The 13,481-nt window shown below is 40.8% G+C and carries 11 protein-coding genes and 2 pseudogenes; 9 read left to right on the top strand and 4 right to left on the bottom strand.

The features are described from left to right. Window positions 1-137, top strand: a pseudogene (locus LPH68_RS24020) (transposase); the annotation flags it as partial. A 68-nt stretch (window positions 138-205) separates the two neighbouring features. After that, window positions 206-307, top strand: a pseudogene (locus LPH68_RS24015) (DUF6125 family protein); the annotation flags it as partial. Here LPH68_RS24015 and LPH68_RS24010 read toward each other — a convergent pair. Continuing rightward, the gene (locus LPH68_RS24010) at window positions 299-1,471 is read right to left on the bottom strand and encodes an immunoglobulin-like domain-containing protein (RefSeq protein ID WP_008642664.1); all 1,173 of its coding nucleotides are present in this window, start codon (window positions 1,469-1,471) and stop codon (window positions 299-301) included. The pseudogene LPH68_RS24015 and the gene LPH68_RS24010 sit on opposite strands and share 9 nt — an antisense overlap. 278 nt (window positions 1,472-1,749) lie before the next feature. On the opposite strand from LPH68_RS24010, the gene LPH68_RS24005 reads away from it, so the two are divergent. The 5 genes from LPH68_RS24005 to LPH68_RS23985 all read left to right on the top strand — a co-directional run bounded on the left by LPH68_RS24005 (window position 1,750) and on the right by LPH68_RS23985 (window position 5,641). Then, complete coding sequence (locus LPH68_RS24005) at window positions 1,750-2,094, top strand: hypothetical protein (RefSeq protein ID WP_008015740.1); 345 nt, start codon at window positions 1,750-1,752, stop codon at window positions 2,092-2,094. A gap of 1,231 nt (window positions 2,095-3,325) precedes the next feature. Continuing rightward, window positions 3,326-4,009 carry an energy transducer TonB gene (locus LPH68_RS24000; RefSeq protein WP_008023080.1) on the top strand — a complete coding sequence of 228 codons (684 nt, stop codon included), beginning with the start codon at window positions 3,326-3,328 and terminating at the stop codon, window positions 4,007-4,009. Window positions 4,010-4,114: 105 nt separating this feature from the next. After that, the gene (locus LPH68_RS23995; RefSeq protein WP_015531739.1) at window positions 4,115-4,738 is read left to right on the top strand and encodes a hypothetical protein; all 624 of its coding nucleotides are present in this window, start codon (window positions 4,115-4,117) and stop codon (window positions 4,736-4,738) included. A gap of 44 nt (window positions 4,739-4,782) precedes the next feature. Then, window positions 4,783-5,346: a cob(I)yrinic acid a,c-diamide adenosyltransferase gene (locus LPH68_RS23990; RefSeq protein WP_008642670.1), complete on the top strand. Its 564-nt coding sequence runs from the start codon at window positions 4,783-4,785 to the stop codon at window positions 5,344-5,346. 73 nt (window positions 5,347-5,419) lie between these two features. Further along, on the top strand, window positions 5,420-5,641 hold the full coding sequence (locus LPH68_RS23985) for a DUF2795 domain-containing protein (protein ID WP_002558131.1): 222 nt from the start codon (window positions 5,420-5,422) through the stop codon (window positions 5,639-5,641). 87 nt (window positions 5,642-5,728) lie between these two features. Here LPH68_RS23985 and LPH68_RS23980 read toward each other — a convergent pair whose 3' ends face one another. Genes LPH68_RS23980 through LPH68_RS23970 form a run of 3 tightly spaced genes read right to left on the bottom strand, consistent with a single transcriptional unit; the run spans window position 5,729 to window position 9,336 of the window. After that, window positions 5,729-6,916, bottom strand: a complete 1,188-nt coding sequence (locus tag LPH68_RS23980) for a porin (protein WP_055236301.1) — start codon at window positions 6,914-6,916, stop codon at window positions 5,729-5,731. A 15-nt stretch (window positions 6,917-6,931) separates the two neighbouring features. Continuing rightward, window positions 6,932-7,990 carry an L-asparaginase 2 gene (ansB, locus tag LPH68_RS23975; RefSeq protein ID WP_008023076.1) on the bottom strand — a complete coding sequence of 353 codons (1,059 nt, stop codon included), beginning with the start codon at window positions 7,988-7,990 and terminating at the stop codon, window positions 6,932-6,934. Window positions 7,991-8,025: 35 nt separating this feature from the next. After that, complete coding sequence (locus LPH68_RS23970) at window positions 8,026-9,336, bottom strand: anaerobic C4-dicarboxylate transporter family protein (RefSeq protein WP_004313440.1); 1,311 nt, start codon at window positions 9,334-9,336, stop codon at window positions 8,026-8,028. A 177-nt stretch (window positions 9,337-9,513) separates the two neighbouring features. On the opposite strand from LPH68_RS23970, the gene LPH68_RS23965 reads away from it, so the two are divergent. Together LPH68_RS23965 and LPH68_RS23960 are read left to right on the top strand one after the other, a co-directional pair. Further along, complete coding sequence (locus LPH68_RS23965; protein WP_004313441.1) at window positions 9,514-10,947, top strand: aspartate ammonia-lyase; 1,434 nt, start codon at window positions 9,514-9,516, stop codon at window positions 10,945-10,947. 221 nt (window positions 10,948-11,168) lie between these two features. Then, on the top strand, window positions 11,169-12,539 hold the full coding sequence (locus LPH68_RS23960) for an FAD-dependent oxidoreductase (protein ID WP_055236303.1): 1,371 nt from the start codon (window positions 11,169-11,171) through the stop codon (window positions 12,537-12,539). Window positions 12,540-13,481: the final 942 nt, after the last annotated feature.

The following is a 13,481-nucleotide window of genomic DNA, read 5'->3' as shown; positions in this document are numbered from 1 at the left end:
TGAACTTCTTTGTGAACAGGAGTACAAATGCAGCAGCGGAAGCATTTAATGCTAAAATCAAAGCATTTAGGGCATCATTTAGAGGAGTAGTGGATATGAGCTTCTTCCTTTTTAGGCTAGCAAAGGTATATGCATGAAGGGAATTGACAAAAATTAATCCCCCAAGTTTTCAGACTGAGCCCCGAAATTCGGGTATGATGGATTTGCACGCGTCATCGACGAAAGAATCGTTACTGAAATGATTAGCTGTTATCCGAATGTTACTGATCCGGAGTGTGCTTGTTGTTGGAAATTCACATTAAGGTAGTAATTCAAATTCTCCATAAGCCACTTTGGTGCCTCTGTTGAATGATTTGTAGATACGGTATTTCCCTGGATGGTTGGGGGATTCTGATGTATAGAGTTTAATTGTTTGTTGGTGACTCGGGTGCTCCGGTGGGAAAATCCACAGTATATCATTAACGACAGGATCGGTCGGCAATGTTTCCCATTGCCGTTTACTTTTGTTATAGTAAGCAAGGCTGTATTTTTCTCCGCACTCATATTCATAGTGAGAGTGGTTGGTGATGGTTATTTTTACTTCTGTAGTTGATAGCGGATAATGATCGTGTTCTGTTTCTATAGAAAGCGAAGCGGGACTTATGTTCTCTCCAGTCGGAATGTCACGGGGAATAGGTCGCAATGTGACGGAGTTCGTTTGCGATGACTGGTTGGTTTTCTTAGGTAACACTGTATAAAGCCCTTGTTCGTCTTTTATTATCTCATATTTTCCCGATTCCAGCCACGTATTCCAATCCTTAAAAAGGTCGGTGATAAATAGGTATAAATCTTCGGAAATATATATTTCTGTACCTGACTTTAAGTCGCATGCCAACTGACCATTTACGACAGACAGATGTTTCTGGGCTCTTTGTAAGGCTTTCAAATAGACAACCTGATTAAATGCGTAATCTTTATTGAAACCTCGTCCCGTGAATAAATCTATTGCAGCATACGACATCGTCCCTCTTGTCTTCAGGAAAGTAGTGTCGGTTATAGACGTCTTGTAGCTATTAGCTTCTTCCCACATCTTTCTTTTTTCCTGTTCTCTGAATTTCTGTACAATCTCGCTCACTTTATCTTGTTCGCTTGTTTCTCTGTGAGATTTTAGGCTGTCATTATCTTGTAATTCGTCATAAAGAGGTAAAGCAAAAAAAGTGTTATTGTCCTTTTCAAACTGTTCTATGATACATGGGATAATTTTCTTACCCATAGCTTTTAGCTCTTTGAATTGGGGTAAAATGGTGTAAGCACGGGTACTTGAACTTAATTGTGCTTTGGGATTGTTGTGTATTTCTTTTTCCCAGGCATTAAATAAACTGTCAAATTTGGCTATATCCTCTGTTGTCAAAATATCACTTTTTTCTGTATTCTGTTTAATACATCCTGTAGTGATAAAGATAAATGGCAGAATAAAGAAAAGTGTTCTCATCGTTTTAATTATTAATCGGTTTTGTAATAGGTTTGCATAAGGGTATGTCAAGCTTTTGATCTGTTTCCTGCAAATATAGAAATAATATTTTTAAACCGATAAACTGGATGCTGCTGTTTTTTTACCGGATAAGAAAACGTTTATTCGTTTTTCGATGTGATACTAGCTGCCCTTTGATAAATAATGTGAAAAAACAGTTTTAGCCTCATTATCGAATTAACTTTCACCCATTTGTGAGGTCTAACATACATAACTTATTTAATATGAGAATTAAAATGATGAGAAAGCAAATTTTAAGTTTGGCAGTTGCGTTATTGATTGGCTCAACTGTATGTATGGCTCAAAATCGTCAGAATGGAAAGGCTGATAGAGAGAAACGTATGGAACAGATTGTTGCCGATCTGGGCTTGAATGAAAAGCAGGCCAAAGATTTCAAAGCTGCAATGAAAGAAATGAGACCTGCGAAAAATAAATCGAATGAAAGGCCTACGCGGGAAGAAATGCAAAAGAAAAGGCAGGAAATAGATGCTAAAATAAAAAGCATTCTGACCGATGAACAATATAAGAAATACCAGGATATGCGTAAGAAGGATAACGCGAAGAAAAAGAAAAAAGCAAAATAAGTACTATTCGTTTAATCTAAACCTGTCAAACGGAGAATCGTAAAAGATAATCTGTTATGACGCTATACTTATTTTCGGTTCTTTCATAAATAATTTATTTAATCTACATGACCATTTTCGTTCTATTAAAGTTGAATGCAGGCTCCATTTAAATGAGTCTATTTTTCAATTTAAGTAGAACGAAAATTTGTTAGACGATGTTTCGTCTTATATCTATATTCCCTCCACTAAAGCTTTTTCATGCTTTTATCTTTCAATCTTTCACCTTCTGCTGAAACTCCCTGTCTATGGTAGTTGTACGTTGGTGATAGATGTAAAATGATCTGTCACTGATCTGCCATCTTTCACCGTATCTCATTTTATTGCAAATTTATCCTCTGTATCGGCGCATCTCTTGAGTAGCGGTGCTATGCGGACGCCGGACGTTGACAACCGATTTTTGAAGAATATGTTTCAGAAATGACTGCTGGCTCACTCGGTTCTGGTCAAATTCATCCATATTGATGAGTGCGAACCTATTTAGCGACAGTTCGGCATCCCGTTTATTGCTGAAATATGCCGTTATATCTGGTTAACTGTATACCGTTGATTGTTTTTCCAAATATATAATCTTCTCTTTATTGGAATCTTCTTATGTACTATCTCTTGCATTGGCTATTAATAGAAAACTTCCTTTCTTTCCTATGCAAAGTTTCTTTCGTCTAATAGAGAAGTTCCTTTTGGCTGTTTGTAATCTATAAATGAAAGCTTTGATTATATAAATGCAAGTTCTGTTTTTATAAACGAAAGTTTCATTTATAAAAACAGAACTTGCATTTATAGTTTGAATCAGGTGAAGAATAAGTTATCTATTAGTGAAAAGGAAGTTTATATGAACTTATCTATTAATAGTTCAGGAAAGAAATAGCTGTTCCTTTGAATGTGATAAGTGGTGAAAGATGAAAGATTGGGTGATTAGCAAAGATTTATTCTAGTGTGCTTTGAAAGACATATATTCAAGGACTATTGTTGACAGGAATGGGCAGGTCGCCTGATATGAGGATTAATTCATAAATTTTATCGAAAAGAAGAGAAAAGAATAAAATAAACAAGGGGCGTCGTAACAACCTATCCATAAAAAGACTATATTTATTGCAGCGAGAGAGCACTTTAAGTAATGCTTAAGAGGAAAAACGAAAAGTAGTATATATACTATATATTTTCTATTATTAATTACTTAAACACATTTTTTATGGAAGCCAAGAAATCAAAAAAGGCTGCAATTGAGAATCAACGGGGTTCTTGGTTGTTGATGGGTTTGGTTGTTGCGCTAGCCTTCATGTTCGTTTCGTTCGAATGGACACAACATGATGTCAGAGTTGCAGCACTATCACCAGATGATGAATCCATCTTTGTAACAGAGCTAGTTCCGATCACATTCCCTGAAGAGAAACTGGAACCGCCTCCTCCTCCCGAAACTAAGGTAACAGAATTGTTCGAAATAGTGGAAAACAATATGGAGGTGACGGATAACGTTTCTACAGTGTCAGAGGATATGAATGCAGTTCATGACGTTATTTGGATACCACCAGTGGTAGAAACAGAAACGGTAGTTGAAGACATTATTCACGTAAGTGTTGAAGTCATGCCGGAGTTTCCTGGAGGTACAGCTGCTTTAATGAAATATTTAGGTAGCAATATCAAATATCCGACGATTTCGCAAGAAACTGGTTCACAAGGAAAAGTCATTGTTCAGTTTGTAGTAGATAGAGACGGAACGATTTCTAATCCTGAAGTGGTGCGAGGGGTTGATCCTTATTTGGATAAAGAAGCTATCCGCGTGATAAGTTCTATGCCGAAATGGACTCCCGGAGTGCAAAATGGTAAGAAAGTTCGAGTGAAATATACTGTGCCTGTGTCATTCAGACTGCAGTAGTAACTTGGAATAAATGAATAAGGGTTGGTTCCTGCAAAGAACCAACCCTTTTTCAATAAAAAAATATATCTTTGTCGGGAGAATAAAAATACGAATGATTGTTTTATGAATCTTCTACTCTGTATAAAAAGACCTTTTATCTGGCTTTCCCGCTTCCGTCATCGTTGCGGATATGGTGTCCATTCCCCATTTGCTTTCAGTCTCATTACCGATGTAATTTATGAGAAGATGCCTTACTATGCTTATTCTTCCTTGAAAGAAGAACAAAAAAAGATGGTAAGAGAGTGTGGGTGGACCAAAGGTTCTCAAAAGGTAAACCGTTTTTTGTTCCGGTTGGTAAATAGAGTGCAGCCTGATACGATTATTGAGGTTGGGCGTCCTTCCTCGACAGCCCTGTACTTACAGTCTGCTAAACCATCGGCTTCTTATCTCTTTGCTTCCGATTTGTCGGAACTGTTTCTGGATGCGGATACTTCAGTCGATTTTCTGTATCTGAACGATTACCAAAATCCGGACTTATTGGAAGAAGTATTTCGGGTTTGCGTACACCGTACTACCCTTAAAAGTGTATTTGTAGTCCATGGTATCTGCTATTCCAAAGAGATGAAAGTGCTTTGGAAAAAGTGGCAGGCTGACGAAAGGGTCGGAATAACTTTCGACCTGTATGATGTCGGTTTGCTATTTTTTGATAAAACGAAGATAAAACAGCAGTATATCATCAACTTCTAAGAACCTTTGTACGTTTACCATCTATAATAGTAAAAAAGAAAGTTATGAAAAAGAGCCTTGTATATACAAAGACCGGAGACAAAGGAACTACCAGTCTTGTCGGCGGAAGTCGCGTTCCAAAGACTCATATCCGCCTGGAAGCTTACGGAACGGTGGATGAATTAAATTCTCACCTGGGATGGCTGCACACTTATCTGCAGGAGGAGTCCGACCGGGATTTTATCTTGAGTATTCAACATAAGTTATTCGCCATCGGTTCACACCTGGCCACCGACCAGGAGAAAATGCAACTGAAACCCGCCAGCATCATTACCCCCGAGCATGTGGAAAGTATTGAGCGGGAGATTGATAAGCTGGACGAGCAATTACCCGAACTTTGTGCTTTCATCATTCCCGGCGGAAGTCGTGGAGCAGCCGTTTGCCATGTTTGCCGTACGATTTGCCGGAGAGCTGAAAGACGCATTCTGGCTTTGTCCGAAACTTGTACAATTTCTCCTGAAGTATTAGCTTTTGTCAACAGATTATCAGATTATTTGTTTGTATTATCCCGAAAAATTAATTTTGATGAACAAAATAATGAAATATTTTGGGATAATAGTTGGAAATGATAGATTTTATTATACTTTTGCCGAAAAATAGAAAACGAGACAAATTTAGTATTCACTTAAAATACTCAAGATTATGTATTGGACATTGGAACTAGCATCAAAACTTGAAGATGCTCCCTGGCCGGCAACCAAGGATGAATTGATTGATTATGCCATGCGTTCGGGTGCTCCTCTTGAAGTTATTGAGAACCTCCAAGAGATGGAAGATGAGGGCGAAATCTATGAGAGTATCGAAGATATTTGGCCGGATTATCCTAGTAAGGAGGATTTCTTCTTTAATGAGGAAGAGTATTGATTAAAAAAGACCGAACATATAAGAATACCCGATAACCTTTGCAAGAAGGCTATCGGGTATTTTTTGTATAATAATGAGGCTGTTTTTTTAGAATACAGGCATCTGCCAGATGAATCCTACGGAAATCCGGTTGGTACTGTAATTCTCCTGTCCCAGCACTTTGGCGCGGGAGGTGAAATCATACGAACGTCCTACATACGTCACAAAGAAATGCAGGTTGGTTTCCATCGGATAATATTCGATACCGGTCAAATATCCCCAGGAAGTACGGTAATTGCCTTTCTCTATTCCTTCGGATGCCTTGCTCACGGAAGCCGTCTCATACATACCCTTCACAAACACATTCCATTTCGGCAGAAAACGATAATTACATTTGGCAACCACGGAAAGGTAATTCGCATCAAAGGCATTGTGTCCGCCCGGACGGCCTACGATACTGGTGATAATACCTTTGCGGTCAATATCCTCTTTTGAATACATGAAATCGACGAAAGCATTCCATTTGCCAAGATTCAACTCGTTACCTAAAGCATAATAATACATATTGTGACTTTTGGCCTCGTTCATGACAGAAGCCGACCAACGGGTCTTGAATACGTTATTGAAATTACCGTTCCAGTTCAAGGTGTAAACCAGCGGCATTTTGCCGGATTTCAGATCGGGAAGATTTCCTTCGGCATCTTCCGTTATTCCGTAAGTATTGTCGAACGAACTGTTGCGGCTGTTCAGTATTTGCAGGTTAAGTTGTTGTTCGGGAGTAATGTTATAACCTACATTCAGTCCGGTCATAAAGTTACTCATATAGTCGATCATATCGCTGTACTGATAGATGTCGATCGGGTTGAGGTCGAACTCGATACCACCGTATGCGGCACATTGCTTTCCTGCGAAGAGGCTGAACTGGTCATTCAGTTTGATACCGATTCCGGCATAGTCGATGGAAGTAGGCAGATTGTCAATCATGCCGTTTGCATCGTTCGAGCGGTTGAGGCGCTGGCGATAGCGGTAAGAAAGCCAGTTGTTGATATTTCCTTTGGCTTCGATACGGAGCTGGTGCATATTGAAGTCACCTTCCTGAAAACCATTTTGGAAATGAGCGTCAAAGCTTCCTTGCATATTCAGATAAAGATTGAACTTATCTGTCTTCTTTTTCACGTCTGTCAGTTCTTCAAATAGGGGAGTGTTCGGGTTGAATTTATCCTTCTTCTCCGTTTTTTGAGCATATACTCCCTGTATGCTGCCCGCGAGGAGCAACATAAATATCCATTTTTTCATAAGTAGGTCAGGCTTTTAGTATTCGTTAAAATATTGCTGAATTTGTTTCCAGTCAGTTGTTTTGGTTAGTGCAAGCATTAACAAAACGCGTGATTTCTGCGGATTCAGTTCCTGTGAAGCCACAAACTGATATTTGGCGTCGTCTACCTCTGCATCCAACGTGGTAGGACCTGTCGGGACACGGGAAGAACGGACTACAAGGATTCCTTTCTGACGGGCGTCTGTCAGTACCGGGAAGATATTCTGATGGATATTTCCATTTCCTACTCCTGCATGGATAATGCCTTTATAGCCGTTGTTGAGCATCGGAGTGACCATATCTGCTTCGATGTTGGAATAGCTGTATACGATACCTACTTTAGGAAGTGCGTTCAGATGAGTAACATCGAAAACGGATTGGGTGGTATGTTTTTTTAGCGTCACCTGATTATAGAATACTTTTCCGTTCAACACATAACCTAGCGCGCCGGAGTTGGGAGCTTGGAAAGTTTGCACGTCGACCGTGTTCATTTTAACCGTACTCTGTGCTCCAAGGATCAGTCCGTTCATGGCAACCAGTACTCCTTTGTCTTTGGATTCTTTTGCGGCGGCGGTAACTACGGCGTTATAAAGATTCAACGGGCCGTCGGCACTTAGAGCCGTAGACGGACGCATGGCACCTACCAGTACCACCGGTTTGTCACTTTTAACGGTCAGGTTCAGGAAATAGGCCGTTTCTTCCATCGTATCGGTTCCGTGAGTAATCACGATGCCGTCGATGTCCGGGCGTTTCAATAGTTCATTTATTTTTTTTGCAAGCGTCAGCCAAACCTGATCGTTCATGTCCTGCGAACCGATTTTGACAATCTGTTCTCCGGTCACGTTGGCGATGTCCTTAATTTCGGGCACGGCATCAAGCAGTGCGCCGATGGCAACTTGTCCTGCTGTGTAGCTGGTTCCGGTAGCTGAACTTCCTGTGCCTGCAATCGTTCCTCCGGTGGCAAGGATATGAATGTTCGGTTTGGCGGCAAATGCCATTGTTACAGAAAATAGTAGTGTGACTACTACCAGTCCAAAGCTTTTGAATTGTTTCATAACTGAATGATGTTTAGGTTAATAATATATGTATATTAAAATATTTGTATAAAGAGCAGTCCCAGGGCAATGGCAACAATCGTCGATACCAAGCCGGGCATCATGAACGAATGATTCAACACATACTTGCCGATTTTTGTTGTCCCGGTACGGTCGAAATTAATGGCAGCCACTACGGTAGGGTAATTCGGAATAAAGAAATATCCGTTCACTGCCGGAAACAAGGCGATCAGCATATAAGGCGAAATCCCCAACGCAATGCCCAGAGGCACAAGTGCCCGAACTGTGGCAGCCTGGCTGTATAGTAGAATAGACATCACAAACAGCGCGACACCAAACAGCCACGGCATTTGTTGCACGATCCCTTCAATAGAAAGAGTTAGCTGTCCCATATTTCCCTGAAGGAAGGTATCTCCCATCCAGGCAATACCGAAGATGGCAATCACTGCCTGCATGCCTGCCGGAAATACGGAACCTTGCGTTGCTTTGATTCCGTCAGTCTTGGTCACTAACAGGATAATGGCAGCAGCCGATAACATCACGATTTCGATGATGGAAGACATTCCTAATGTAACTATTTCCCCGTCGATCAGGAAACTGGGGCGCATTCCTTCAAAAGAACCGAAGAGTACGATAAACGCAGTTGCCAATATAAAGATAAGGACGGAAATCATAGCGGAACGTTTGTTCTTCACATCTTTAATCTCTATCTTTTTATTGTTGAATAATCCTTCTTTCAGACGTTTCTGATATTCGGGGTCTTCCACCAATTCTTTACCGACTTTCATAGAGAATAAAGCACCGACCAACACGCCGACAATGGTAGCGGGAATCGTAATCTTGAGAATGTCGAACAGAGTAATATCGAATCCGGCTAGGAGCCCGAGAAGTGCTACGGTAGCCGCGGAAATCGGACTGGCTGTAATGGCCTGTTGGGAAGCAATGACAGCAATACCCAGCGGACGTTCCGGACGGATTTTGGTTTCGGTGGCAACCTCCGCGATGACCGGCAACACAGAATAGGCGACGTGTCCCGTTCCGGCTACAAAAGTAAACAGATAAGTCACCAGCGGACTAAGCAAGGTGACGTGTGAAGGATTCTTACGAAGCAAATGTTCTGCCAGTTTCACCATATAGTCCAGTCCGCCGGCTGCCTGCATACAGGAAGCAGCCGAAATCACTGCGGCAATCATTAACATAACGTCGATAGGAGGCGCGGTGGGTTGTAAACCAAAAACGAACGTAAGTATAGCCAACCCAACTCCTCCCATCACGCCGAGGCCGATACCTCCCAAGCGTGCGCCAATAATAATAGCTGTCAGAACAAATGCTAATTGTAATATCATAAGATGCTGTTTTAAGTTCCCAACAAAGATAAGTGATTTCTCTCTTTGTATTTTCTTTTTCTTGTATTAACAACAAAAAAGTCTTTGAATAGTTTTTGCATATTTATTAAAACAATAACTAAACTCATTGGTTATTATAAGAACTAACGAAACTGTTATTATTATAAAACAACCGATATGGAACAAAATTTATCAAAAAAAACTCGTACGGAGAGTGACCTGATAGGTAGTCGTGAAGTGCCGGAAAGTGCACTGTACGGAGTACAGACGCTCCGCGGTATCGAAAACTTTCGCATCAGTAAGTTTCATTTAAATGAGTACCCTTTGTTTATCCAGGCATTGGCTATCACAAAGATGGGAGCCGCCGTTGCCAACCGCGAACTGGACTTATTAACCGAAGAACAAACGGATGCTATCTTGAGAGCTTGTAAAGAAATACTTGAAGGAAAGCATCACGAACAGTTCCCCGTAGATATGATTCAGGGAGGAGCGGGTACTACCACGAACATGAATATCAATGAAGTGGTTGCCAACCGGGCATTGGAATTGATGGGGCATCAGCGCGGAGAGTATCAATACTGTTCGCCTAACGATCATGTCAACCGCTCGCAATCTACCAACGATGCTTATCCCACCGCCATCCACATTGGACTCTATTACACTCATCTGAAATTGGTTAAGCATTTTGAAGTGTTGATAGAGGCTTTCCGGAAGAAAGGACGTGAGTTTGCGCATATCATCAAAATGGGACGTACCCAACTGGAAGATGCCGTACCGATGACTCTCGGACAGACCTTCAACGGGTTTGCGAGTATTCTTGAACATGAAGTGAAGAATCTTGATTTTGCCGCGCAGGACTTTTTGACAGTCAACATGGGAGCCACGGCCATCGGAACCGGAATCACCGCCGAACCGGAATATGCGGAGAAGTGCATTGCCGCTTTGCGCAAGATTACGGGACTGGATATAAAACTTGCCGATGATTTGGTGGGGGCCACTTCGGACACTTCCTGCATGGTAGGTTATTCGGGAGCGATGAGGCGTATAGCTGTCAAAATGAATAAGATATGCAATGACTTGCGGTTGCTGGCTTCCGGTCCGCGTTGCGGATTGGGCGAAATTAATCTGCCGGCTATGCAACCGGGCTCATCCATCATGCCGGGAAAAGTGAACCCGGTGATTCCTGAAGTGATGAACCAGGTGGCTTATAAGGTGATAGGAAATGATCTTTGTGTGGCCATGAGTGGCGAAGCCGCTCAAATGGAGCTGAATGCGATGGAGCCGGTGATGGCGCAATGCTGTTTCGAGTCTGCCGACTTGTTGATGAATGGCTTCGATACCTTGCGTACGTTATGCATCGACGGCATAACAGCCAATGAAGAAAAATGCCGGAGAGATGTGCACAACAGCATTGGCGTAGTGACAGCCCTGAATCCGGTGATTGGTTATAAAAATTCTACCAAGATAGCTAAAGAAGCATTGGAAACAGGAAAGGGAGTGTATGAACTTGTTTTGGAACATAATATCCTTTCCAAGAAAGATTTGGATACCATTCTGGAACCTGAAAATATGATAAAACCAGTCAAACTGGATATTCATCCCAACCGTTGATAGATAGTAAGTGGGAATCGATTCAATAGGGAAATCGCCGGGCAAGTCACTGATCTGCTCCGGCGATTTTGATTATTTGTTACTTTTATTCTATATGGGAATAATTGCTAACTTATCCGGTAAAATGGTTATTGTTCATTCTTTCAAAAACAGTGAACTTTGCAACATCATTAGTTATGAACTTAACAAGTAAATTTAGAACCAATTAAAACTATATGGATATGAATGCATTTGACGTTATTATTATCGGTTTTGGCAAGGGAGGGAAGACCCTTGCGGCAGAGTTTGCAAAGCGTGGGCGAAAAGTTGCCATTGTTGAACGTTCGGATAAAATGTATGGAGGAACGTGTATTAATATTGGCTGTATTCCGACCAAGACATTGGTTCATCAGGCTAAAATTGCTTCCGGTATGAAAGATGCTACATTTGAAGAAAGGAGTGAGTTTTATCGCAATGCCATTTCTGTGAAAGAAGCTGTGACAAGTGCATTGAGAAATAAGAATTACCATAATCTGGCAGATAATCCCAATGTAACAGTCTATACAGGTGTGGGCTCTTTTGTCTCTTCCGATGTGGTTTCTGTCCGTACATCTACTGAAGAAATAATGCTGACATCGAAGCAAATTATTATCAATACGGGAGCAGAAACAGTTATTCCTCCCATTGATGGAGTTGCGGGTAATCCGTTGGTTTATACAAGTACCTCAATCATGGAATTGACCGAGCTTCCCCGCCGGCTGGTTATTATCGGTGGCGGTTACATCGGTTTGGAGTTTGCGTCTATGTATGCTTCGTTCGGTTCACAGGTGACCGTACTCGAAAGTTATCCTGAACTGATTGTGCGTGAAGACCGGGATATTGCTGCAAGTGTAAAAGAAACATTAGAGAAAAAAGGCATTGTTTTTCGAATGAATGCAAAGGTTCAATCTGTGAAACATATCGAAGATGGAGCAGTCGTTGTTTTTTCTGATTCACAAACTGGTGAGGTGGTGGAACTTGAAGCTGATGCTGTATTGCTGGCTACAGGACGCCGGCCGAACACGAAAGATCTGAATTTGGAAGTGGCCGGAGTGGAGACGGATGCACGCGGAGCGATCATTGTGGATGAATACCTGAAAACAACCCAACCGAATATACGTGCCGTTGGTGATGTGAAAGGTGGTTTGCAGTTCACTTATATTTCATTGGATGATTACCGGATTATCCGGGAGGATCTGTTTGGCGATAAAGAACGGACAACCAATGATCGCAATCCGGTTAGCTACTCTGTTTTTATTGATCCTCCATTAGCACGTATCGGATTGAATGAAGAAGAGGCTCGTAAACAGAATTTGGATATTATTATCAAGAAATTGCCCGTTATGGCGATACCAAGAGCGAAAACATTGGGAGAAACGGATGGCCTTTTGAAAGCTGTTATTGATAAGAATACGGGAAAAATATTGGGCTGTATACTGTTTGCGCCTGATTCCAGCGAAGTAATCAATATAGTTGCTGTTGCAATGAAGACAGGTCAGGATTATACTTTCCTGCGTGACTTCATTTTTACTCATCCTAGTATGAGCGAGGCGTTAAATGATTTGTTTTCATAGTAGTAAGAATGAGTATAATCTTCTCCCATAAAGTTTAAAAAACATCAAAGTATCTGCCACCTGCAACAAAACGCTTGTAATGTATTAGTAAATAGGCAGTTGGAACGTTGCAGATACCTGTTGCAGATACGTTGCAGATAAAGTATCTGCAACGTATAATATAACTAAAGAAAAGTCCTTGATTTCTTTATGCAAAGCTATGGGAGGTTCATGGTATCCCTATAAAGAGACTGCAGTATCTACGTACGGAAACTGCGGTATCCATACATGGACACTGTCGTTTCCTGCCTTGGAAACGCTCGTTTCCTACGGTGGGAACTGGAGTTTCCCGCCTCGGAACTGTAATTTCTTTTGCTTGAAAAATAGTTAAGTCATGCTTCTACTCACTTTTGTATCAAAAGAAAATATGTACAAAACTACGGCACTTAGAAATAAATGCCGTATATTTGTACATAATAAGATAAGAGTGATATGGATGATAAATTGAGACTTCTGATAGAAGAACATGGAGGATATGTCACCCGTAAAGAGATTATCGGTAACTGTTATCTGTATTAATAAATCTAATTGCTTGAAACATATTGTTTTAAGCTTGTGAGCAAAGTGCTCTAATTATAGAATGTAAGAAGTTCAACTAAAATCAAGACGCTTATGACAAGGTATGAGAGTAAAAGTTACTCTCATCTTACTATCATACTTACTCTCATACCTGTAACTCCGATGAATAAAGGCTTTTCAAACGATTGATGAGAGTATGAGAGTAAAATTGCTTATTTATTTTTATTGGTGACGGATTTCAGTAATCAGAAATAAGAAACAGGATTATATTTTATCAAATTCATTTTAATACAGAACTTCCTATATTTAACGTGAGTTCGATATAAGAATAAATATATTTCACTTATAATTAGAAACATAGCGATCAAAGTATTAAATTTATAG

It is taken from the genome of Bacteroides sp. 1_1_30, from assembly GCF_020982715.1.
Lineage (GTDB): Bacteria > Bacteroidota > Bacteroidia > Bacteroidales > Bacteroidaceae > Bacteroides > Bacteroides xylanisolvens.
Note: the sequence above shows the minus strand (reverse complement) of the source record. Positions and strands in the feature narration are given on the sequence as shown.